Origin of the sequence: Meridianimaribacter sp. CL38 (assembly GCF_004328055.1) — a bacterium.
Lineage (GTDB): Bacteria > Bacteroidota > Bacteroidia > Flavobacteriales > Flavobacteriaceae > Gaetbulibacter_B > Gaetbulibacter_B jejuensis.
The window spans coordinates 17,361-40,921 of the sequence record NZ_QKWS01000007.1 but is presented as its reverse complement, the minus strand read 5'-3'; the positions used below and the strand labels follow the sequence as shown (position 1 = coordinate 40,921).

18 protein-coding genes are annotated in these 23,561 nt (G+C 32.5%); 14 read left to right on the top strand and 4 right to left on the bottom strand.

Annotated features, from left to right (window positions below; genetic code table 11):
* Window positions 1-27: 27 nt before the first annotated feature.
* A complete protein-coding gene (locus DMZ43_RS14395) occupies window positions 28-2,013 on the bottom strand; it encodes a peptidylprolyl isomerase (protein ID WP_131509029.1) in 1,986 nt (661 codons plus the stop codon).
* Between the two features lie 131 nt (window positions 2,014-2,144).
* Here DMZ43_RS14395 and DMZ43_RS14390 point away from each other — a divergent pair, with 131 nt between their 5' ends.
* The 6 genes from DMZ43_RS14390 (at window position 2,145) to DMZ43_RS14365 (ending at window position 7,931) form a co-directional block, all read left to right on the top strand.
* Complete coding sequence (locus tag DMZ43_RS14390; RefSeq protein WP_131509028.1) at window positions 2,145-2,600, top strand: SRPBCC family protein; 456 nt, start codon at window positions 2,145-2,147, stop codon at window positions 2,598-2,600.
* Window positions 2,593-2,829, top strand: coding sequence for a hypothetical protein (locus DMZ43_RS14385; RefSeq protein WP_129761762.1), 237 nt, complete (start codon window positions 2,593-2,595; stop codon window positions 2,827-2,829). Before DMZ43_RS14390 ends, DMZ43_RS14385 begins: the two co-directional genes overlap by 8 nt.
* Before the next feature lie 9 nt (window positions 2,830-2,838).
* Window positions 2,839-4,707, top strand: a complete 1,869-nt coding sequence (locus DMZ43_RS14380) for a M1 family metallopeptidase (RefSeq protein ID WP_131509027.1) — start codon at window positions 2,839-2,841, stop codon at window positions 4,705-4,707.
* A 54-nt stretch (window positions 4,708-4,761) separates the two neighbouring features.
* Complete coding sequence (locus DMZ43_RS14375) at window positions 4,762-5,952, top strand: hypothetical protein (RefSeq protein ID WP_131509026.1); 1,191 nt, start codon at window positions 4,762-4,764, stop codon at window positions 5,950-5,952.
* A gap of 66 nt (window positions 5,953-6,018) precedes the next feature.
* Entirely contained in the window at window positions 6,019-7,467 is a 1,449-nt protein-coding gene (locus tag DMZ43_RS14370; RefSeq protein ID WP_131509025.1) for a hypothetical protein, read from the top strand.
* Between the two features lie 17 nt (window positions 7,468-7,484).
* Complete coding sequence (locus tag DMZ43_RS14365; protein WP_131509024.1) at window positions 7,485-7,931, top strand: 2-dehydro-3-deoxyphosphooctonate aldolase; 447 nt, start codon at window positions 7,485-7,487, stop codon at window positions 7,929-7,931.
* An 8-nt stretch (window positions 7,932-7,939) separates the two neighbouring features.
* On the opposite strand, the gene DMZ43_RS14360 is transcribed toward DMZ43_RS14365, so the two are convergent.
* A complete protein-coding gene (locus DMZ43_RS14360) occupies window positions 7,940-9,154 on the bottom strand; it encodes a TlpA disulfide reductase family protein (RefSeq protein WP_131509023.1) in 1,215 nt (404 codons plus the stop codon).
* Window positions 9,155-9,395: 241 nt separating this feature from the next.
* Here DMZ43_RS14360 and pheT point away from each other — a divergent pair, with 241 nt between their 5' ends.
* The 8 genes from pheT (at window position 9,396) to ribB (ending at window position 19,962) form a co-directional block, all read left to right on the top strand.
* Complete coding sequence (gene pheT, locus DMZ43_RS14355; RefSeq protein WP_131509022.1) at window positions 9,396-11,822, top strand: phenylalanine--tRNA ligase subunit beta; 2,427 nt, start codon at window positions 9,396-9,398, stop codon at window positions 11,820-11,822.
* Window positions 11,823-11,895: 73 nt separating this feature from the next.
* Window positions 11,896-12,717, top strand: coding sequence for a phosphatase PAP2 family protein (locus DMZ43_RS14350; RefSeq protein WP_131509021.1), 822 nt, complete (start codon window positions 11,896-11,898; stop codon window positions 12,715-12,717).
* A 92-nt stretch (window positions 12,718-12,809) separates the two neighbouring features.
* Window positions 12,810-13,310 (top strand): thiol peroxidase, encoded by a 501-nt coding sequence (gene tpx / locus DMZ43_RS14345; RefSeq protein ID WP_129761755.1) that lies wholly within the window; start codon window positions 12,810-12,812, stop codon window positions 13,308-13,310.
* 7 nt (window positions 13,311-13,317) lie between these two features.
* A complete protein-coding gene (locus DMZ43_RS14340) occupies window positions 13,318-13,686 on the top strand; it encodes a diacylglycerol kinase (RefSeq protein ID WP_131509020.1) in 369 nt (122 codons plus the stop codon).
* Window positions 13,687-13,749: 63 nt separating this feature from the next.
* Complete coding sequence (locus DMZ43_RS14335) at window positions 13,750-16,137, top strand: DNA translocase FtsK (protein ID WP_131509019.1); 2,388 nt, start codon at window positions 13,750-13,752, stop codon at window positions 16,135-16,137.
* A 17-nt stretch (window positions 16,138-16,154) separates the two neighbouring features.
* Window positions 16,155-16,790, top strand: a complete 636-nt coding sequence (locus DMZ43_RS14330) for an outer membrane lipoprotein carrier protein LolA (protein ID WP_131509018.1) — start codon at window positions 16,155-16,157, stop codon at window positions 16,788-16,790.
* Between the two features lie 10 nt (window positions 16,791-16,800).
* Window positions 16,801-18,777, top strand: coding sequence for an LptF/LptG family permease (locus tag DMZ43_RS14325; protein ID WP_131509017.1), 1,977 nt, complete (start codon window positions 16,801-16,803; stop codon window positions 18,775-18,777).
* Between the two features lie 33 nt (window positions 18,778-18,810).
* Entirely contained in the window at window positions 18,811-19,962 is a 1,152-nt protein-coding gene (ribB, locus tag DMZ43_RS14320; protein WP_129761750.1) for a 3,4-dihydroxy-2-butanone-4-phosphate synthase, read from the top strand.
* Here ribB and DMZ43_RS14315 read toward each other — a convergent pair.
* Complete coding sequence (locus DMZ43_RS14315) at window positions 19,959-20,912, bottom strand: hypothetical protein (RefSeq protein WP_131509016.1); 954 nt, start codon at window positions 20,910-20,912, stop codon at window positions 19,959-19,961. The genes ribB and DMZ43_RS14315 overlap by 4 nt on opposite strands.
* A 30-nt stretch (window positions 20,913-20,942) precedes the next feature.
* A complete protein-coding gene (locus DMZ43_RS14310; protein ID WP_131509015.1) occupies window positions 20,943-23,549 on the bottom strand; it encodes a choice-of-anchor tandem repeat GloVer-containing protein in 2,607 nt (868 codons plus the stop codon).
* Between the last annotated feature and the right edge of the window lie 12 nt (window positions 23,550-23,561).

Sequence of the window (23,561 nt, the reverse complement as noted above, 5' to 3'; positions counted from 1 at the left end):
TAATAACGCTAAAACGTTTAATCAAAACTAGTTTAAAATTTGAGATTTTACCTTTTCTAAAACAGCATTATCAACTTCTACTTTATAAGTTTTATTTAGGTTTTGTAACCAGTTTTGTTCAATGTAGTTTTGATAATCGCTTATAACCATACCTTTTGCCTCTTCAAAAGTTTTTGTACTCTTAGGAAGCACTTTATCTACTTTTATAACATGGTAAGCTCCATTGTAATTGTAAATTTTTGAAAGTCCTTCTTTGTATTCAAAATCTTTTGGTAAAGATTGGTGTTGTGTGTCCATAATACCTCTTGTAAAAATCACTTTTTGTTCTTTATCAGTATTAAGTTGAGTATTTATCTCATCCACAGTTTTACCAGCTTTAAAAAGGTCTATCACTTTAGAAACATCTTTCTTTTTTGCAGCAGTTGCAACTACTCCATCAATTCTATTTTCCCAAACGTAGTTTGAAGAATTTTTATTGTAGTACGCCTCAAGCCCAACAGTATCTTTTACTGCTGCATTCCACACTTGCTTTTCCATAAGGTCAAACAATAACAATCCATCTCTGTATTCGTTTAAAATAAATGCAAAATTTTCATCTTCAAACTCAAGATTATCTTCTCTGTATTTAATAAGGTTAGCATCTAAAAAAGCGTTGTATTCTTTAGAAATAACATCTTTTGGCGAAACGTTTTTACCTAAATACCCTCTTTGTACACTTTTAAGATGGTTAGCAAAATCACCATAGCTAAATTCAGTATTTCCTATAACTAGAAAGTTTTTCTTAGCATCAAAACCTGAGGGAACATTCCAAGCGCCTTTGAAAAAATCATCAACAATTAAGGTTTCAAAATAAGTTAAGGCTTTTTCGTTTTCAGTAATCTTGTAGCTCGATTTCAATTTTTCGGTTAATGCTGTATTTATTAATGCTGAACGAGAATCGCGCTTAACCCTTTGTTCTAATTCAGGCTTCATCACCTCAAAAGCATCTAAAGGTTTTTTATCCACTAGCTTAACTATGTGCCAACCGTATTCTGATTGAAAAGGCTCAGAAATATCACCAGAATTTTTAAGAGCAAATGCACCATCTTCAAAAGCTGTTGAGCTTAATTGACCGCCTTTAAATGGCGACAATAATCCTCCTTTTCCTGATGAACTTTTATCGTCCGAAAATTGCTTAGCCAACATTTCAAAACTCTCTCCTTGTTCAATCTTTTTATATAGTTCGTTGATACGCACTTCTGGTTTTAAAGTAGAATCCATTTGCTTGTTTGACACCATTATATGCTTAACTGTAACCTCTCCTCTTGATGGTCTCTTGTCTTCTACCTTTAAAATATGATATCCAAAACTACTTCTAAATGGCATCGATACTTCTCCAACATTTGTATTGTAAGCTACATTTTCAAAATCGTAAACCATTTTAAATGCCGAAAAATAGCCTAAATGCTCAGCGTAAGTTTCGTAACCCTTATAATTTAACGCTCGTGAGTTTTGCTGCTTGTAGTTTGCAATTAAATCGTTAAAAACCGTTTCAAAACCTTCTTTTTGTGCACGTTTTCTAAGCTCTAACAAGTCATTGTAAACAGCAGTAGTATCAGTATTTGAAGCATCAAATCTGAATAAAATATGAGATACTTTTACATCGTAAGCCAAACGATCATAAGCCTCTTTAACTAAAGCATCAGTTACTTTATTATCGGTTAAATAGTTTTTGGTAAGCTGTTTTTTATAGTTTAAAAACTCTCTTTTATAATTAGCATTCTCATCTAATCCTAATCGTTTTGCTTCTTTTATCTTAAGTTTATAATTGATAAACAATTTTAAATACTCATCTACATCTTTTTGAGATTCGTCTTTTACCAATTCAAGATTTTTATTGTAAACTCTAATAAACTCTGATGCTTTTACAGGATCTCCATCAACTGTAAACAATACATCTTGCTTATTTGTTTGGGCAACACTAAATGCTGTGAAACAAAAAAAAGTAGAAAGTACAAATAACTTTAAATTCATAAATTTAGTAGTCTATTATGTGATTTGAGCAAAAATAAAACAATTAGAATATTAAACAACATGCTTTTACATCACTTTTACATTTTACTTAAAAAAACTAACTATATTTAGTCCGTTTAAATTATACTATCATGAAGTATACTACCGAAATCATTATTGAAAGTCCTATTGATACGGTTATCAGAAAACTAGACAATCCTGAAAACCTTAAACATTGGCAACGTGGTTTGGTATCTGCCGAACATATTTCGGGTACTCCTGGAGAATTTGGTGCAAAAATGAAGCTGAAATACAAAATGGGTAAACGAGATATGGAGCTTATTGAAACCATTACTTATAGAAACCTACCTCATGAATTTCATGCAACTTATGCTACCAATAGCATGAATAACATCCAGGAAAATTACTTTAAAGAAAATAGCGAAGGCCATACTATTTGGACATCTAAAAGTGAGTTTATCCCATTAAACTTCTTTATGAAAATTATGACTAAGCTTATGCCTAAAGCTTTTAAAAAACAATCGTTACTCTACATGCAAGATTTTAAAAATTTTGTTGAAAACGGAACATCTGTTGCCAATGCGTAAACTAAAACTCATTTGGGATTTTAGAGGTCCAGCTGCACTGCAAACTGCTAAGCACCATGAAATTCACTTAAAAGAATATATTAACATTCAAAAACTTAACGTTACAATAACAGGTTTTGAAGCCATTAACGATATGCATGCAATTGCATTTTTAGTTATAGACGAAAACAACATGAAACCTGTAAGAGATGCACTAAAACCTCACAGAGGTCAAGTGTACAATAATTAATATTTACCCATGAAAAAAACCTTTTTACTATTATCTACAGTACTTGCTTTGTTTACAAATTGCAAAAATGAAAAAGTGCCAGAACAAGCACAAGAACCTACTAAAACTTACGTTGAAGAACCACACTCTTTTGCTCAACCTAACAAAGCAGTAATAACACATTTAAATTTAGACATTGAAGTAGACTTTAATACTGAAAGAGTTTCAGGAACCGCTACTTATGATATAAAAAACAATAACTCTAATACCATTGTATTAGACACTAAATACCTAGAAATACAATCGGTTTTAGCAGATGGACAACCAACCGAGTTTTCATTAGGTGAATTTAATGAGCAACTTGGTAAACCTCTTACTATCACAATCAAAGAAGACACTAAAACCATTAGTGTTAATTACAATACTACCAACAAAACAGAAGCGTTACAATGGCTTAGTCCTCAACAGACAGCTGACAAAAATCATCCGTTTTTATTCACTCAAGGTCAAGCCATATTAACACGTACTTGGATACCAATTCAAGACAGTCCTCAAGTTAGAATTACTTATGATGCTACAGTAAAAGTGCCTGTTGAGTTAATGGCAGTAATGAGTGCCGAAAACCCAAAAGAAAAGACCAAAGATGGCGTTTATCATTTTAAAATGAAACAAGCCATATCTCCTTACCTTATTGCTTTAGCTGTAGGTGATATTGAATACAAACCGGTTAGCGACAGAACAGGAGTTTATGCAGAAAAATCTATGATTGAAGCTGCTCATTATGAGTTTTCTGATATGGAAAACATGGTTGCAGCTGCTGAAAATTTATATGGAACATATGATTGGGATCAGTTTGATGTAATTGTCCTACCTCCTAGTTTTCCATTTGGTGGTATGGAAAACCCAAGACTTACTTTTGCTACACCTACAGTAATTGCAGGAGATAAAAGTTTAACCTCTTTAATCGCTCATGAATTAGCACACTCTTGGTCTGGTAATTTAGTAACCAATGCTACATGGAATGACTTTTGGCTAAACGAAGGTTTTACTGTTTATTTTGAAATAAGAATCATGGAAGCACTTTATGGAAAAGACAGAGCAAATATGATTGCACTGATAGGAAGACAAGATCTTACCGAAGAAATTGAAGCTTTAAAAGACACTCCTGAAGCCACAAAACTAAAACTTGATTTAAAAGGACAAAATCCTGATGATGGCATGAACAGTATCGCTTACGATAAAGGTTATTTGTTTTTAAGAACACTAGAAGAAACCGTAGGAAGAGCAAAATTTGATGCTTTCATTAAAGACTATTTTAATACACATGCTTTTTCTACACTTACAACCGAAGATTTTGTAGAGTATCTTAATACTAACTTGTTACAAAAAAACAATATCACTTTTAATGTTGAAGAATGGATTTATCAACCAGGTGTTCCAGATAATCAATCTAAAATTGTATCAGATAAGTTTAAAAAAGTTGAAGAAGCTATTGATCAGTTTATTTTAAGAACTGCTGTTTACAAACCTTTAACCGAAAATTGGACTACACAAGAATGGGTTCACTTTGTGAGAAATTTACCTGAAGACATTACCACAGACCAATTAGCAATGCTTGATAATGCTTTTGATTTTTCAAACGCAAGCAATTCGCACATAGCTATGGTATGGTTTGAGCAAGCCATAAAACATAATTACCACAACAATAATGTAGACAAAAACATTGACAACTTTTTAACTCGTGTAGGAAGACGTTGGTATGTTGAAACACTATTTAGAGCATTTAAGAATGCCAACAGAGTTGATGAAGCTCTTGTTATTTACAAAAAAGCAAGACCTAATTACCACTCGGTTACTGCTGGTACAATTGACAAGCTACTAGGTTACAATTTGGAATAAACTTCAAATACAATATATTGCACAAAAAAATCTCAACAACAAATCCCTTTAATAATGACTAAAAAACTATTCTTTTTACTAGCTATCACAAGCATTTGTTCAACAAGTTTTGGACAACGTATTTTATCTGAGCAAATCAATTATTATGCTGTAAGAGCACCTAATAACCCTTTTGATGAATCAGTAAAAACATATAATGTAGTTGTCGAAACTCCTTACACTTTAACTGTTGAAGAATTAAACGCAAAATCATTAGCTGAATTTGAAGCAGAAAAAGCCAACTATGAAAACCTTGTAAAGGAAAGCGAAGTGGAGTTTCAAGAGCGTTTAGCTAATCATGATGACGAAGTAAAAAGTGCTGAAGCACGTTATGATAAAGAGATGAAAGATTTTAAAGAACTTACTTTATTAGAACGTCTTGCTTTAACCGAACAGGGTAAAAAACCTCAACTTAAAGTACCTGCTAAACCTGTTTATGTTAAACCAAGAGAGCCTCAATATGTGCAACCAAACCTAAACGACCATTTAATATTTGATAATCAAGTTTTGGCTGATGGAGTTGAACTATTAGGTTTTGAAAAAGGTAACGATGTACTTTTTGTAATACATATTTCAAAAATGGTATTTCAAGATAATGGTGGTCAAACGTTTTATAGTCAACCAACAAACCTAAAAGTTATGAAAGGTACTGAAGTTATTGATGACAAGAACTTTGATGACGAATTTCAGTTTTTAACCTCTTCTTCAAGTAATACTATCAACTTAGAGCGTTATGAAAAAAATAATGTAAATAAAATCATGAAAGCTATTGGTCAATATATCAATGAAGAGTTTGGTTACATACCAGTGTCTTCATCTATAAAAATTGAATTCCCAAAAAATAAAAACAGAGAGTATGACGCGTTAGAGAACGCAAAAATTAAAGCTATTTCAGCATACCGAAAGTTAAAAAAGGATGCTACTTCAGACACTAGAGCTAGAGCAAATCAAGAACTTGAAGCGGTTAGAGAAGTTTGGATAAGTGAGTTAGCAAAAGTAGATTATAATGACAAAAAGGCTACAATGAATAAAGACATTGGAAAAATGATTTTCTTTAATTTAATGCGCGTAGATATTAGCCTTAAAGACAAAGTTCAAGCTGAAGAAACCTTAAGTCAAATGCAAGAAAGACGTATTGATCTTGATTTAAACTATGACGAAAAAGCTACATTTACTAGGCTTGAAGAACAAGTTTATAAGCTATAACTTATTTTTATAAGTGCCCAAAATATAGTTTTTGGGCATTTTAATTTTAAAAAACCCATTTTACAAATGAAAAAAATACTATTCGCTATTATTACTTGTTCTCTAGTAAGTCTTGGTTATGCTCAGGAATTTAAAACTGAAATTAGCTCTTATTTTAACAAAGAAAGTGAAAAAGACGTTTATAAAATTGTATTTCCTTCTGCCTATGGTTTTATGACCTTGCATCATTTAGATAATGTTATGATGGATAATACTAAAACTATGGTATTAACCAAATACGACCAATCAATGCAAGCCGTAGAGACTAATTCTTTTAATTTACCTAAGCTTGGACTACGAGCTTCAGACTTACAAAACGTTATTGAACTTGAAGACCAACTCATTTTCCTATCCACAGTAATGGATAAAAAGTCTGGTAAACACGATGTAAATGCTCAAGTATTTTCTGAAAAAGACAATTCGGTAAGCGATAATAAGATAATAGCTTCTTTTGCTATTGATGGGTATTCAAAATCTGGTTTTTATCAAATTGCTATTTCTCCTGACCAAACTAAAATTGCTATAGTAGCCAATTTACCTTTTGAGAAAAAAGCACAGGAAAAAGTAAAAGTTTGGGTGTATGACAACCAATTAAATTTACTTTGGGAACAAAGCGAAACATTAAGTTATGAAAGTGAAAGAGCCTATCAAGAAGAAATTTTTGTTCAAAACTCTGGTGTTGTTGTAATGAACAAAGTAAGTGATGCGTTTAAAAAAAGTCGTAAGTCTGAACTTTTAGCTTTTAACGGAAATTCTGTTGAAACACAAGCATTTTCATCTGCTGGATTTTTTCCTATGGAAATGAAACTTATTAATGTGCATGGTAAATCAATGCTTACTGGCTTTTTCTGGAATGGAAAAAGCAGTGTTATAAGAATCAACTCTAAGGAAGGTAATGATAATGATGGTGCTTTTCTATATGATTTAGTTGAACATAGTTTAATTGGTATCCATGAATGGAGTAACACAATCGATGCAAAAGACCTTAAAAGCCTTCATGTGGTTGATGCTAAAGTAATTGATGATGATATTATCATTATTGGTGAAAAACAACTACAAGACAGCGAGTTTAAAAAAAGTGGTAATAGCATGACTACTGAGTTAGATTACATTTATACTTATGGGTCAAGTATAATTGTCAATTTTGATACTAAAGGAACCCTAAAAGGTTTTACCCCTTTATTTAACTCTCAACAGTATAAAAATCATAATAAAGAAAAAGGATCATTATCTGCTGTTCACCTAGAAAATGGATTACGTATATTCTCCAATAATTATTCGCACATGACTTTTAGTAGCTTTTTTACTAGTAATGAAGCTAGTTTTAATTTCCCTAGAATAATTCCTTTTGAGCATGGTACAAGTACCATCCCTTTTATATTACCCCAAACTGTTAAGGCTGTAAAAAACTATGGAATAGTATATTATATCACTAATTATAGAGACCGCTATTGGCTCAATAAAATGACTTGGTAACATCATAATTTAAAAAAATGAAAAAAATTGTTTTACTCATTTTAGTTTGCTTTGCCACAATTGCTTGCTCTTCATCCAAAAGTGCAATAAAGGAAACTTCTAAAAATCAAGCTCAAATTTTAGTTAATGAATATATGTTTTTGGTGACTGAAATTTCAACTGATGACAGTTATGGATATTCTCCTAAAAATGCTGTTGAAGTTGGAGGAGTGAGTGAAAATGAAGGTCCGATGAACGAACGCAGATACCTTAATGCCTTAACAGGACCAAATGGTGAAACCGTTTCTTATTACAGAGCAGGAAGCTGCTGTCCTGTAAAAAGTGAAAATGGAATAATGGGTCATGCTATGTTAGACAATTACAGAGTGACTTGGGAAGGTTCAAAGGATACTGTTTCAATATATATAAACATGTATGATTCCTCAAAACTAAAAGCACCTAAAGGTTTTGGGTTAAGAAAATAGTTTAGCTGTTAGTCTTCTGCTAACAACTCATTTACAAAACTGCCAAACTCGGTTTTAAACTCAATATATTTTTCACCTGTAGCAGGACCATTAAATCCTGTATGAATTTTTCTTACTGCTCCTTTTTTATCTATAAAAATGGATGTTGGATAAGACAATACATGGTTTAACATTGGTAGTTTTTCTTGCGCTTTGGTTTTATTGGACGTTCCGTATTGTGCCAATAGTATAGGATACTCAATCCCAACATCGTTTTGTAATCGTTTTATACTATTAAAGGCTTTTTCTTCGGTTTTAGAATACTCAAAAGCAAGTGCAACAAAAGCAATATCTTTATCTTGATTGTTCTTATAATATTCAGAATAAAATTTACTTTCATCCAAACAGTTAGGACACCAGCTCCCCATAATTTGCACCACAACCACTTTATCTTTAAACTGCTCATCAGCTAAAGACACCATTGCACCTGATGCATCAGGAAAAGAAAACTCCAACGCATCATAACCTTCTTTTAAATAGGTTAAATTATTAGCGTCAGGTAATTCAAAAGTGTCATTTCGTTTTGCTATAAAAGGCTCTTTCCAATGTGATCCAGAGTAAAACATACCTTCCATTGTACTATCAGTTACTGTAGCAGTAAATAAAAACGCGTGTGCTCCATCAAAGGTTGACAAGCTTAATTTATTAGCATTGATAACACCTTCAAGATATCTGTAATCGCCAGTTGTTGTTCTAAAAGTTCCTGTTACTTTATTTCCATCTTGCTTAAAAATACCTTTAGCTATATATTTATCTTCTTCAGAGTTTGGGCTAAAAAGCGTTTCCCAACTCCCTTCAACTGTATATTTAGAGACTCTTTCGTTTGTAGCAAATCGCTCAGAGTTGCCAAACTCCGCTTCAAAATCAACCACACGATTCAAGTCCTCTTTTACGTAAAATCCTTTAAGCATATCGCCTTCTATCTTTGCTTTTAAATAAGCATCAAAAACTGGTATTTGGATAATTACCGAGTCGTTAGCATAAGTAATCTCATTTACTAAAATAACTTCTTCAGCATTAAATATTTTAATGGACTTAGGTGCAGTTACTTCAAAGTTAAACGGTAAGTTTAAAGTGTCATTGACTTTAAGCGTTGCTCTATAGTTTCCTGTTTTTAGCTTTTCAGGATTGTCTTTACACGACACTATAAGCAATATAAGTAGCAAAGTGAGGTATTTTTGCATAAATAAAATGGATTAATTATATACTCTCCAAAGAAAAACAAGGTGCAACACAAAAACAAACATCGAGCATTAAAAAATTCAATAGCAGACTAAAATCTTTTATATAGGAGCAATTATTATCCAAAAAGTAAGTGACTAACTACAAATTTCTTATTCACAATAATAAAAACAGAAATTAGTTAGCAATATTTGAATCATTGCAGCAATGTTTTATCTTTGTCGATTCTATTTAAAACATCACATGAAGATTTCATATAATTGGTTAAAGCAGTTTATAAAAACAGATTGGAGTCCTGAAAAAACTGGAGAACTCCTAACTGATTTAGGCTTGGAAGTTGAAGGTATTGAGTCGTTTCAATCTATTAAAGGCGGACTTGAAGGTATAGTTGTTGGAGAGGTTCTTACCTGTGTACAACACCCAAATGCTGACAGACTAAAAGTTACTACTGTAAATATTGGTGAAGAAACACCTTTACAAATTGTTTGTGGAGCACCTAATGTTGCTGCTGGTCAAAAAGTACCTGTTGCTACTATAGGAACTACACTTTACACAAGCGAAGGTGAAGCTTGGAAAATCAAAAAAGGAAAAATTAGAGGTGAAGAAAGCCACGGAATGATTTGCGCTGAGGATGAACTTGGTCTAGGATCGTCTCATGAAGGTATTTTAGTTCTAGATGAGAAAATAAAGGTAGGCGCATTAGCTTCTGAAATTTTCAAAGTAGAAAACGACCATGTTTTTGAAATTGGGTTAACTCCCAACAGAGCTGATGCAATGAGTCATTTTGGTACTGCAAGAGACCTTAAAGCTGGCTTACTGCAAAAGGATATTAATCTTGAGTTGATAACGCCTTCAGTAAGTGCGTTTCATGTAGATAGCAGAACTTTAAAAATTGATGTAGAAGTTAATGATAAAGAACTAGCTCCTCGTTATTGCGGAGTTACAATTTCTGGGATAAAAGTTGAAGCATCTCCTGCTTGGTTACAAAACCGATTAAAAGCTATTGGTTTAGCGCCAAAAAACAATGTTGTAGACATCACCAACTATGTACTTCATGAACTTGGTCAACCCTTACATGCTTTTGATGCTAATAAGATTACAGGAAATAAAGTTATTGTAAAAACACTACCTAAAGGTACTAAGTTTACAACTTTAGATGAAGTAGAACGCGAGTTACATGAAGAAGATTTAATGATTTGTGATGCTGAAAAACCTATGTGTATTGCTGGTGTTTTTGGTGGTATAGAGTCTGGAGTAACCGAAAGCACAACTAGTATCTTTTTAGAAAGTGCTTATTTCAATCCTGTAAGTGTGCGAAAAACTGCTAAAAGACACGGTTTAAATACTGATGCTTCTTTTAGGTTTGAACGTGGTATTGACCCTAATATTACTGAATATGCACTAAAACGTGCTGCTCTATTAATTCAAGATATTGCTGGTGGTGAAATAACGAGTGACGTTATTGACATGTATCCAAATAAAATTGAAGATTTTCAGGTACGTTTAAGTTTTGAAAACGCTAAAAAACTTATTGGAGAGGAAATTCCTAAAGAAGTCATCAAAAGAATACTTACGTCCTTAGACATTAAAGTAAATAACGTTACTGAAGCTGGCTTAGGACTAACAGTTCCTGCCTATAGAAATGACGTACAACGTGAAGCCGATGTTATTGAAGAAATCTTGAGAGTTTATGGTTACAACAACATTAAAACTACCGAAAAATTAAATGCTTCGATTTCGAACTCATCGCGTTTTGAAGATTATAAATTGCAAAATATTGTAGGTAATCAATTGTCTGCTCAAGGTTTTTATGAGATTATGGCAAATTCACTTACAAATCCTAAATACATTGCTTTAACGCAAAACTTAAACGACGAGCATAATGTAGAAATGCTTAATCCGTTGAGTAACGATTTAAGCGTTATGCGTCAAAGCTTACTGTTTTCTGGTTTAGAAGCTGTAAGCCATAACATCAACAGAAAAAGAGACAACCTTAAATTATATGAGTTTGGTAAAACTTATCACAACTACAATGGTAATCGTGAAGAACACAAACACTTATCTCTTTTTGTTAGCGGAAACAGAAATACTGAACGTTGGAACGCTCCAACACAACAAAGTGATTTCTTTTACCTTAAAGGAACTATTACTGCTGTTTTAGAACGTCTTGGTATAACTTCGTTAAAAGTTTCTCCTATTAAAAATGATGTTTTTAGTGAAGGTATTTCTTTATCTAAAGGAAAAGTCAAATTAGTAGAATTTGGATTAATCGGTAAAAAAGTATTGAAACATTTTGGAATAGCCCAAAGCGTACTTTTTGCTGACTTTAATTGGGATAATATTATAGAAACTGTTAAACAGAATAACATTACTTTTAAAGACATTCCTAAATACCCTGAAGTAAGACGAGATTTTGCGTTGTTACTTGATGATAATGTTACTTTTGAGCAAATAGATACTATTGCTATGCAAACTGAAAAACAGCTTCTTAAAGATGTTGATTTGTTTGATGTATATCAAGGTAAAAACCTTCCTAAAGGTAAAAAGAGTTATGCTGTGAGTTTTACATTACAAGACGAGCACAAAACACTTACAGATAAGCAAATAGACAAAATCATGAACAAGTTGCAATCTAATTTTGAAAAGCAACTTGGAGCTGAATTAAGATAAACCAATACCAACACGCTTAATTGTAATAAAGAGAGTGCTTCTTAGATTTAAAGTATTAACAGTTCTAGCTATAATGCTGTTTACCTACAACAACTCTGTAGCGCAACAGCTTGTTATTGATGTACAAGAGCAAGACTCTACTTCAATATGGCAATTAGTAAAACATGATTTTAAATACACTTTAAAAGGTGTAGGACATTCTTTTACTAGACCGTTACATTGGAAGTCTAAAGATTTTCAAAAGCTTGGTTTATTTGTTGCAGGTACTGCAGCACTTAGTTTAGCGGATGAGCCTATTCGCGACTTTGCTTTAAACAATAAAGAAGACTTCCCTACACCATTAAGAGATTTTGGTTGGTATTTTGGTAGTCCACAAAACTACTTTATGGCAAATGCAGGTTTATATGCGTTTGGGATATTTACTAAAAATGAAAAAGTCCGTAAAACTAGTGTTTTAATCATATCTTCATCTATAACTACAGGTTTAATACAAACTGTTAGTAAAGCTGCAATTGGTAGAGCTCGTCCTGGTTCTGGTTATGACAACTACACTTTTAAACCTTTTTCAGGCGAAGCGGCTTTTAGATCCTTTCCTTCGGGACATACTATTCTTTCTGTAACTATGGCACATTCAATTGCCAAACAATTTAAAAACCCATGGGTTAAAGCAGGTATTTATACCGTTGGAGCAATTCCTCCAATATCAAGAATTATTGATGATGCGCATTGGGTTACTGACATTGCTTTTAGTGCAATTGTTAGTATAGTTGTTGTAGATAGTATTGATAAGTTTTTAAACGATGAAAATGCTTACAACACTCCTAAAAGAGAAAAACAAATCAGCTGGAATATTAAATTCAGCACTAACCAAATAGGTTTAGTAGGTACGTTTTAATTTAATCTTCAATTTTAAAAATATTATATTTTTTTTAATGATTAAGCCTCAAATAATCATTAATTTTAGCATAAATAAAAAATCACAATATTATGGCAACCGTAACTTTAAAAGGAAATACAATACATACTTCAGGGACTTTACCATCTGTTGGTTCTAAAGCTCCAGATTTCACTCTTACCACAAACGATTTAGGCAGTAAATCGTTAAATGATTTTAAAGGCAGCAATGTAATTTTAAACATCTTCCCAAGTGTTGATACTGGTACTTGTGCTCAATCTGTAAGAACTTTTAACAAAGAAGCAAGTAGCTTAAACAACACTAAAGTATTGTGCATCTCTAAAGATTTACCTTTTGCACAATCACGTTTTTGTGGTGCTGAAGGACTAGATAATGTGATTAGTTTATCTGATTACAAAGATGGCAGTTTTGGGAAAGCTTATGGCTTAGATTTTACTGATGGTCCACTAGAAGCTTTACACTCTAGATGTATTGTAGTAATCAATGCGGATGGTGTTGTTACACATACAGAGCAAGTTGCTGAAATTGTAGACGAACCTAACTACAAAGCTGCATTAGACGCTTTATCTTAATTTACAAATGTCCAAAAAGGAGTCTTTTTTACAAAACAGATTAAAAAGCGTAGGTTTTGCCTATAAAGGTGCTGCTTACTTAATCAAAACCGAAGCAAGTATAAAAATTCAGATAGTAGTAGCTATTCTAGTTACTGCTGCTGGATTTTATTTTAATATTTCTACTACAGAATGGCTATTTCAAATAGCATTTATTGGTTTAGTAATAAGTATTGAAGGTGTTAATACTGCTGTTGAATATATTGCAGATTTTATTCATCCTGAACATCACAAGTCAATTGGCAGAATAAAAGACATAGCTGCTGGTGCAGTTTTTATCGCATCGGTTACAGCTATTATAGGCGCTTTGGTGATTTATATCCCAAAGTTGTTTTAATACTAATTCCGTTAGGATAAACGTTAGTAATTTGTATTTTTGTTTTAATCTAACAATGCGTTGATGGCGAAGAAGAAAACCAAAACTAAAAGCAGTAAAACTTCTAAATTTAAAAAGCCGAATTTAACATTAACAAGCCAACAAAAATTAATTTTTGGTAGTTTGTTGATGATATTTGGTATCATACTCTTTATAGCTTTCTTGTCGTTTTTATTTAGTGGAAAAGCAGATCAAAGCATCGTTAGTCAATTTCCTTCTCGCGAGCAAGAAGCCGAAAACTGGATGAATGTTATTGGTGCTTGGTTAAGCGAATTGTTTATCACTAAAGGATTTGGTATTGCATCGTTTATCTTTTCAGGTTTACTATTCCTTTCAGGTGTTTACGTTACACTAGATATTAATAAAACTAAGCTAAGAAAACACTGGATATGGGGAACACTAATTGTTATTTGGTTATCCATATTTTTTGGTTTTTTTACGCACAAATACAACATACTTGGAGGAACCATAGGTTTTGAAATGAACTCTTATTTCCAAGATTACATTGGTAAAATTGGTACAGCACTACTCCTACTTTTTGGATTGATTTCCTATTTAGCTATCCGATTTAAATTTACAGGTCAAACCTTTGTAAATCTTTTTAAACGTGCCAAAAAAGACCTTAAAAATGAGTTCAACACTACCACTGATAATGATACTTCAATTACTGTAGATAATGACCTAACTGCCGAAGCTGAAGATATCAAATCTGCTTTTGAGCTTAATGTTGAAGATACTGTAGAGCCTACTATTGAAAACTATTCAAAACCAGAACCTAAAAAAGAGCCTATAAAAGTTGAAGTTACTGAAGAGGTTAAAGAAGACGTAGAAATAGAGATTGAACAATTTGAAGAAGAAATTTCTGAAGCTGATAACTTGTCAAATAAACTTGTTGAAGATTTCGGACAGTTTGACCCAACACTAGAACTCAGTAAGTTTGAATTTCCGCCTTTAGATTTATTAAAAAAATACGATTCTGAAGGTATCACCATAAACCAAGAAGAGTTAGAAGAAAACAAAAACCGAATTGTAGAAACCCTGAATAACTACAAAATTGGAATTTCTAACATTAAAGCTACTATTGGACCAACAGTAACACTTTATGAAATTGTCCCTGAAGCTGGAGTAAGAATTTCAAGAATCAAAAACCTTGAAGACGATATTGCATTATCGCTTTCAGCATTAGGAATTCGTATTATTGCTCCTATTCCAGGAAAAGGAACCATAGGTATTGAGGTGCCAAACAAAAACTCAACTATTGTTTCTATGCGTTCGGTAATTGCTTCGCAAAAATTTCAAAAATCTGACATGCAATTACCTATTGCTTTTGGTAAAACCATTAGCAATGAAACCATGGTTGTAGACTTAGCAAAAATGCCTCATTTACTTATGGCAGGTGCTACAGGACAAGGAAAATCGGTAGGTTTAAATGCAGTTTTAACTTCGCTATTGTATAAAAAACATCCTGCAGAAGTTAAGTTTGTGTTGGTTGACCCTAAAAAAGTAGAACTTACTTTATTCAATAAAATTGAGCGTCATTATTTGGCAAAACTACCTGATAGTGAGGAAGCCATAATTACCGATAACACTAAAGTGATTAACACGTTAAACTCTTTGTGTATTGAAATGGATAATCGTTACGAAATGCTTAAAAACGCAATGTGTCGTAACATTAAAGAATACAACGAAAAGTTTAAAGCTAGAAAATTAAATCCTAACGATGGCCATCAATACTTACCATATATTGTCTTGGTTGTTGATGAGTTTGCCGATTTAATTATGACAGCAGGAAAAGAAGTTGAAACTCCAATTGCGCGTTTAGCACAATTAGCTCGTGCCATTGGTATTCACCTAATTATTGCTACACAACGTCCATCGGTTAACGTTATTACTGGTATTATTAAAGCAAACTTCCCTGCTCGTATCGCTTTTAGAGTAACTTCAAAAATAGACTCACGTACTATTTTAGATGGAGCTGGAGCAGACCAACTTATTGGTCGTGGAGATATGCTTTACACTCAAGGAAACGACATTATAAGAATACAATGTGCTTTTGTCGACACACCAGAAGTAGAAAAAATCACTGAATTTATTGGTGCACAAAAAGCATATCCAGATGCTTACCTTTTACCAGAGTATGTTGGTGAAGAAAGTGGCACAAGTATTGATATAGATATAGAAGACAGAGATAAGCTGTTTAGAGAAGCTGCCGAAATAATTGTAACTGCACAACAAGGTTCAGCATCATTGTTGCAACGTAAATTAAAATTAGGTTACAACAGAGCTGGAAGGTTAATAGACCAACTTGAAGCTGCTGGTATTGTTGGTGGTTTTGAAGGCAGTAAAGCACGTCAGGTTTTAGTACCAGATTTAGCAGCATTAGACCAACTATTAGAAAACGAAAGCCTTTAGGCACAAAAAACATAATGATGAAAAAAATTGTAATAGCATTAGTCCTTTTAATCAGTTTTAGCACAGTAGCACAAAATTCAGCTAAAAACTTACTTAATGAAGTTAGCGCAAAGATTAAAAGCTATGAAAACATTAGTATTGACTTTAAATATGCATTAAAAAACACAAGTGAAAACATTGACCAAGAAACTCGTGGTGATGTTGTGATGCAAGGTGAAAAATACAGACTTAACATTTTAGGAGCTACCAGAATTTTTGATGGCAAAACCCTTTACACTATAAGTCCTGATGATGAAGAAGTAACTATTTCTTCAGATAATTCTGAAGATGAAAGCACAATTACACCTAGTAAAATGTTATCTTTTTACGAAGATGGTTACACTTACACAATGGATATTGTTCAAAATGTAAATGGTAGAAAAATTCAATATGTAAAACTAAGTCCAATTGATACTAATTCTGAAATTAAGCAAGTTTTATTAGGTATTGATGCACAAACCAAGCATATTTACAACCTTATTGAAGTTGGTAAAAATGGAACAAAAACAACTTTAACTGTTAATTCTTTTAAAACTAATGAGCCGATTTCAAAATCCTTATTTACTTTTGATGAGAATAAGTATAAAGATTACTACATCAATAAATTGGATTAGGCTTTAATTAATGAAAATACTTGATAGGTACATACTTAAAACGTACTTAAAAACATTTATGAGCGTGTTTGTGATACTCATGCTCATTTTTGTTTTACAATCTATTTGGTTGTATATAAGTGAACTTGCAGGAAAAGATTTAGCGGTTTCTGTAATACTTAAGTTTCTTGTATATGTAACTCCTACCCTTATTCCTCTAATTTTACCGCTTACTATTCTTTTAGCCTCAATAATGGTGTTTGGTAGCTTTGCCGAAAACTATGAATTTGCTGCAATGAAATCTACAGGTATTTCATTGCAAAGAGCAATGAGAGGCTTAAGTGTTTTTATACTCATACTTGCTGTAGTTACATTTTTCTTTGCTAACAACGTTATCCCTTGGGCTAACTATAACTTTTATAACTTAAGAAAAAACATTGCCAAAACACTACCTGCTATGGCAATTGCCGAAGGGCAGTTTAACGAAGTTGGTAACTACAATATTAAAGTAGAAGAAAAAAGTGGTGAAAAAGGCCAGTATTTAAAAAATGTTTACATACATAAAAAAAACACGAAAAGAGTTGGTAACTATACTGTAATTTCTTCTGAAACTGGAGAACTGATAAGTAGTGAAAACTCTAATATTTTACAATTAGTACTTTACAATGGTAATTACTATGACGAAGTTATTAGTAACGACCCAAAACAAAATGTAAAAAAACCACATGTAAAAAGTTACTTTGAAAAGTACGTTATAAATGTTGATTTAGAAGGACTAAACGATGTTGACTACGAGGAAAAGAGTTACGAAAGCAGGTTTAACATGCTTGATGTAAGCGACCTAAACTACACTATAGATAGTCTTTACAATGAAAAATCAAATGACTTTAAAGATTTTTCTAAAACGCTTTATGAAAGAACATCTATTGCCAATTTAAAAGACGACATTGAAACCAAAAAAGATTCTAATTACACAGGTGAAGTCCTAGAGTTATTTGATACAAAAACCAAAGTTCAACTTCTTAATTTGGCGACAAATACAGTTAATAGTACTAATCAAATTATAGAATCTAAATCATTTGCAGCTACCAGTAAAACCAAATGGTTAAACAAGCACATCATTTCATTACACGAAAAATACGCACTAGGATTTGCTTGTATAATTCTATTCTTTGTTGGCGCTCCTCTTGGTGCACTAATAAGAAAAGGAGGTATTGGTTTACCTTTGGTTATTGCAATATTATTGTTTTTGACTTACCATTTTATAGGAATTTTTTCTAAAAACAGTTCTCAGGATGGGTCTTTCAATCCTGTTTTTGCGACATGGCTTTCAACATTAATCATGTTACCTTTAAGTATTTATTTAACACGTCGTGCCACAAAAGATAGAGGCTTATTTGAATTTGATTCCATATTAGATCCGCTTAAAAAACTATTCAGAATAAAACCCAAAAATGAAAATGATCCACTTCTACTAAGCTACAAGAAACTTGAAACTTATAATGAAGATAAGCTAGTAGATGTTATTAAAAACTTTGAATCGTACGATTACGACGAAACCGTAAAACCTAGAGCCTATGCGCAACTTAAAAAACTAGGTTTAAACACAAGCGAAATAGTTGAAAAAGGCATTAACATTGATACGAATTTTATAGCCTCTGAAAAAGTTGCAAAAGACTTTAACGACTACTCGTTAACCACATTTGTGTCTTATGCTATTGCTGCTGTTTTTATAGTACTTCATTTTGTATTTAAAAACAATAAGCTTCCTGAATTAGCAGTTACTATACTTAACTTAGGTTTAATTGCACTATTATTCTTTGCGATTTACTTTGTAGTATCTTCAATCAAGATTTCTAAGTTTTTCAGCACACTCAAAGAGAGTGATAAAAAAATCAATTACTTTTTACTGCTTATTGGTCTGCCTTTTTATGCTTTAACCTATTTCTTGTTAAAAAACAGAGTAAAAGAAGAGTTATCAAAAAGTAGCATAAAAAATATAAAATAAGCCATATCTTTGCAGCATAAATATATGCTCGTTATGCTTAAAACCGCAAAACAATCCGTGAAAATTGAATTGAATACTATAGAAGAAGCCATTAATGATATTCGTGATGGTAAAGTAGTAATTGTTGTTGATGATGAAAACAGAGAAAACGAAGGCGACTTTATAGCTGCTGCTGAAACGGTTACTCCAGAGATGATTAACTTTATGGCAACTAATGGTAGAGGCTTAATTTGTGCGCCTTTAACTGAAGATAGGTGTCAAGATTTAGACCTTAACATGATGGTACAAAACAACACTGTTTTGCACCACACTCAATTTACGGTTTCTGTGGATTTAATTGGTCATGGATGTACCACTGGAATTTCGGTGCATGACAGAGCAAAAACCATTAAAGCATTAGTGGATGATGACACTAAACCTCATGACCTTGGAAGACCTGGTCATATTTTTCCTTTAAGAGCAAAAAATGGAGGTGTACTTCGTAGAACAGGTCATACTGAAGCTGCTGTAGATTTAGCACGTTTAGCAGGATTTAAACCAGCAGGAATTCTTGTTGAAATCTTAAATGAAGATGGTACAATGGCACGCTTGCCTCAACTGGTTAAAGTGGCTGAAAAGTTTGACTTAAAAGTAATTTCTATTGAAGATTTAGTGGCTTACAGAATGGAGCACGATTCTTTAATTGATAAAAAAGAAGACTTTAATATTGAAACTCGTTTTGGAAGTTTCCGATTAAGAGCTTACCAACAAACAACCAATAATCAAATCCATATTGCACTTACCAAAGGGACTTGGACTAACGATGAAAGCATATTAACACGTGTTAATGCTACTTTAGTAAACAATGACATTTTAGGAACTTTAACCAACAATGCCGATGAGAAGTTGGATGATATGTTTAAAGTTATAAACGAAGAAGGTAAAGGTGCTATTATCTTTATCAACCAGCAATCACAATCTATGAACCTTTTAAAACGTCTTAGCGCTTTAAGAGATAGTCAGGTTAAAGGTGAAGTTGTAAAAGCTCCAAGAATTGAAATGGACAGTAAAGACTTTGGTATTGGTGCTCAAATACTTCATGACTTAAACATTCATAAACTACGTTTAATCTCTAATAGCCAACAAACCAAACGTGTTGGCATGATTGGTTATGGTTTAGAAATTGTTGAGTACGTTAAGTATTAATCTAACACTTCAAATTCTTTAAATAATCCTTTTGCTTTTGCATTTGGTACTTCAGCGATGAAAGCGTATTTACCTGGTTTTAAATTGGCGTAAAAATAGCCTGTGCTGCCTTGTACTGCATCATTAAAACCACCTAAAAACTCAATACCATTAGGAACAGGTGTAATAAACCCTTTTGGGTCATACCATACCATCCAAGACTCTAAAGTGCCTCTATTTGCATGAGGTTCTAGTTTTACAAGATGCACATCAGTAGAGGCAAAGTTTTCATGTAGTTTTTGACTAAGAACATTCACCTGAAAAATATGTTTTCCTTTTGGAATATGTCTATTAAAATGAAACCCATCTTCTTTTATATCAATTGTGTCTGTTGCTTTAGGAGCTACATTTCCACTATCTGTTTCGCTTACGTATACTTGCTTTACCATTCCCATTGTTGAGTGAAATTTGCCATTAGGCATCTTTACATAACATTCCATACTATAAAGACCAGGTTCCAAGTAAAGAGCAGTATAGGTTTTACTTTTTGGTGCAATCAATCCTGAACCACCTGTAGAAATACATTTGCTAAACCACTCTGGTAATTTGCTAAATGCAGCAAAGCCTTCTTCGGTTTTACCCTCGTTTATTAAATCCATACCTTCTTCAAAAACTGGATCGGATTCAGTTTTAAAATTTTCAGAAGTTATGCCTTCTGGCATTTTAACGAATCTAAAAAAGTGTGTTTCATTTGCTCTATTGTCATACTTAAAAGTATTCCAACCAGAAGTAATAGTATCTGCCATAACAAACTCCATACTTCTTGTTAAAATATCTATTGTATTGGTTGGTAGTTTTACAGTCTCTTCATGTTCTGCTACTTCAATAACAGATTCTGTTTTTTTGTCATTCTTACAATTAAAGACTGTAAAAACTAAAACAAATAAGATTAGCTGGTTTAATTTTCTCATAACTTAAATTATTAAATTATTGATATAAAGTTAGTTAATTATTATTTTTTTAGAGTTTGAACCTTTATCAGTTTCTACTTTTAATATGTAAATACCGCTTTTTAATGGTTCTACATTAACTGTATTTCCAGTCATCTCTAAATAAACTTCTTTACCTAAAGCATCAAATAAAGATACTTTGGTAATATGTGCATCTGTCGTTATATGTATTTCTTGTTGAGCTGGGTTTGGGTAAACAATTATCTTATTTTCATCTACAATATTTGTAGCAAGTGTATTTCGGTCTAAAACCACTAATGTAGTAGTAACAGGTAATCTTCCGTTCTGGGAATCAAAGTCAAACGTTTTTGTAAATGATAAGGTTTGAGGGTTAAATTCAAATACAGTACCATAATCGTGTGTTCCTCCTTCTGAGGTAACTCCATAAAGTTTGTTATTTAATTTTGTTAGGCTACCAAGCGGTATAGCTCCTGTTAACACATCATTAAAATCAAAAACCTTGGAAAAGGTATTGGTTTGTATATCATATTTAAAGATTGTTCCGTCTCCATTTACACCTCCTTCTGAAGTCAATCCATAAAGTGTATTAGCATCAAATTGAAGTAAATTTCCATAAGGATAATAACCATTTAAGTCTTCAAAATCGAAATCATATAGTTTGTTGAAGCCTGTAACAAAATCCCATTCAAAAATAACTCCAACACCCTTTAATCCTCCTTGAGTAGCCATTCCATAAAGTTTTCCATTTGTTGCCTCAATTAAACCACCATTTGGTAATGCTCCATTTTCTACATTAAAATCGTGAATTTTAGTATAACTTTCTGTATTAATATCATATTCAAAAATAGTTCCAACAGAAACTTCATTTCCCATGTAATTACCTTGTCCTCCTACTGATGCCATTCCATAAATTTTATTGTTAGAAGCCTGAACCAAATCACCTAATGGTGTTCCTCCTAGCAACTGACCAAAATCATGTTTCTTAGCAAAAGTGTTTGTTGATAAATCAAACTCAAACAACATACCTAGTTCGTTACTTCCTCCTCTAAATGCTGTTCCATACAACTTGTCATTGGACGCTTCTAGTAAACTTGCTCTTGGAAAAATTCCCATTTCAAAGCTACTATCTGGCTCATCAAAACTATGTAGTCTTGTATAAATATTACTTATTGGGTTATATTCGAAAATTGCGCCTGAGTCATTTATTCCTCCTCTTAATGTTAAACCATAGAATTTTTGTCTGTTTTCAGAATATATTAAACTTCCATCAGGTCCTGCGCCATCAGTTGAGCTATTAAATTTAAAAATTGGGCTATAACTATTTGTAGATAAATCAAAACTATAAAACATACTATTGAAAGAGTCTACTAATCCATAACGCGTCTTGTTAGCTATACTATATAATTTACCGTCTGAAGCTTCAAAAAGACCTGCATATGGATAATACCCAGAATTTATATTAAAACCATATAGCAAACTAGATAGACCTGTAGAAGGGTTATACTCAAATAAGGATCCAATTCCACTAGCTCCACCATACTCTGTAACTCCATATAGCTTGTCATTAGATGCTAGTGTAAGCTTAGGTCCTGGTGAATAACCTAAATTGTTTGAAGATGCAAAACTCAATAATGTGGTATAGGTATCTGTTGATATATTGTATTTGAAAAGAATACCATAATCTTCAGTACCTCCTTCTGAAGTTGTACCAAATAGTTCTAAAGAATTATTTGGACCTTCCACCAATGTTCCTAGCGGATAAGCTCCAGAAGTTCCAGCTAATCCAAAATTAAATAAGTGAGTCAATGTATTGGTAAGAAAATCATATTCAAATAATACACCAGAATCATTTGTACCACCTTCACTGGTTAAGCCATACAGTTTTCCATTACTAGCTTCGAACAATGAACCATAAGGTCTTCTTCCTGGGTTTAGTGCATTATCATCAAAATCGATCTTTTTTGTGTAAGTATTCGTGTTGAGATCAAATTCGAAAATAACGCCATCATCATAATCACCTCCAACAGAAGTCATTCCATATAGTTTTCCATTAGAAGCATATGTAAGTTCTCCTTCTGGTGCTCTACCATTTAAATCATTAAAATCATGAAGTTTTGTAAAGGTATCTTGTAAGTAATCATATTCAAAAATGACTCCATCACCATGGTCTCCTCCTTCTCTAGTCATTCCATAAAGTTTATTATTAACTTCAATAAGTGCTCCTTCAGGACGCTTTCCGTTTGTTGAATTGATCACCTCAAACTCATCAACACCAAACCTAAACTTAGTTTCAAACACTCCAGTTACAGGATCATATTCATACAAAACTCCACCAATATTATCGCTATCATAGTAAACACCATATAAATAAAGTCCCGAATAAGGTGACAGTCCATAAAATTTTCCGTTAGAGGCTTCTATCACTCCACTATCTATATCATAGCCATCAGTTTTAAAAAAGTTGTATTGAACTTCTAAGTTTTCAGCATTTTCATCAGTTTTGAAGATGGTTCCCATATCAGATTTTCCTCCTCGAAAAGTCATTCCCCATAATTCGTAATCTTCTTGAGAAAAAATTAAACTTGGTAGCAGCATTATAATTGCTATCAATGTTTTTATATGTGTTTTTGCTTTCATGATTTTATATTG

What these genes read in the sequence shown, in the direction of transcription:
- DMZ43_RS14395 (WP_131509029.1), bottom strand. Translation starts at nt 2,013, where the DNA reads ATGAATTTAAAGTTATTTGTACTTTCTACTTTTTTTTGTTTCACAGCA.
- DMZ43_RS14390 (WP_131509028.1), top strand. Translation starts at nt 2,145, where the DNA reads ATGAAGTATACTACCGAAATCATTATTGAAAGTCCTATTGATACGGTT.
- DMZ43_RS14385 (WP_129761762.1), top strand. Translation starts at nt 2,593, where the DNA reads ATGCGTAAACTAAAACTCATTTGGGATTTTAGAGGTCCAGCTGCACTG.
- DMZ43_RS14380 (WP_131509027.1), top strand. Translation starts at nt 2,839, where the DNA reads ATGAAAAAAACCTTTTTACTATTATCTACAGTACTTGCTTTGTTTACA.
- DMZ43_RS14375 (WP_131509026.1), top strand. Translation starts at nt 4,762, where the DNA reads ATGACTAAAAAACTATTCTTTTTACTAGCTATCACAAGCATTTGTTCA.
- DMZ43_RS14370 (WP_131509025.1), top strand. Translation starts at nt 6,019, where the DNA reads ATGAAAAAAATACTATTCGCTATTATTACTTGTTCTCTAGTAAGTCTT.
- DMZ43_RS14365 (WP_131509024.1), top strand. Translation starts at nt 7,485, where the DNA reads ATGAAAAAAATTGTTTTACTCATTTTAGTTTGCTTTGCCACAATTGCT.
- DMZ43_RS14360 (WP_131509023.1), bottom strand. Translation starts at nt 9,154, where the DNA reads ATGCAAAAATACCTCACTTTGCTACTTATATTGCTTATAGTGTCGTGT.
- pheT (WP_131509022.1), top strand. Translation starts at nt 9,396, where the DNA reads ATGAAGATTTCATATAATTGGTTAAAGCAGTTTATAAAAACAGATTGG.
- DMZ43_RS14350 (WP_131509021.1), top strand. Translation starts at nt 11,896, where the DNA reads ATGCTGTTTACCTACAACAACTCTGTAGCGCAACAGCTTGTTATTGAT.
- tpx (WP_129761755.1), top strand. Translation starts at nt 12,810, where the DNA reads ATGGCAACCGTAACTTTAAAAGGAAATACAATACATACTTCAGGGACT.
- DMZ43_RS14340 (WP_131509020.1), top strand. Translation starts at nt 13,318, where the DNA reads ATGTCCAAAAAGGAGTCTTTTTTACAAAACAGATTAAAAAGCGTAGGT.
- DMZ43_RS14335 (WP_131509019.1), top strand. Translation starts at nt 13,750, where the DNA reads ATGGCGAAGAAGAAAACCAAAACTAAAAGCAGTAAAACTTCTAAATTT.
- DMZ43_RS14330 (WP_131509018.1), top strand. Translation starts at nt 16,155, where the DNA reads ATGAAAAAAATTGTAATAGCATTAGTCCTTTTAATCAGTTTTAGCACA.
- DMZ43_RS14325 (WP_131509017.1), top strand. Translation starts at nt 16,801, where the DNA reads ATGAAAATACTTGATAGGTACATACTTAAAACGTACTTAAAAACATTT.
- ribB (WP_129761750.1), top strand. Translation starts at nt 18,811, where the DNA reads ATGCTTAAAACCGCAAAACAATCCGTGAAAATTGAATTGAATACTATA.
- DMZ43_RS14315 (WP_131509016.1), bottom strand. Translation starts at nt 20,912, where the DNA reads ATGAGAAAATTAAACCAGCTAATCTTATTTGTTTTAGTTTTTACAGTC.
- DMZ43_RS14310 (WP_131509015.1), bottom strand. Translation starts at nt 23,549, where the DNA reads ATGAAAGCAAAAACACATATAAAAACATTGATAGCAATTATAATGCTG.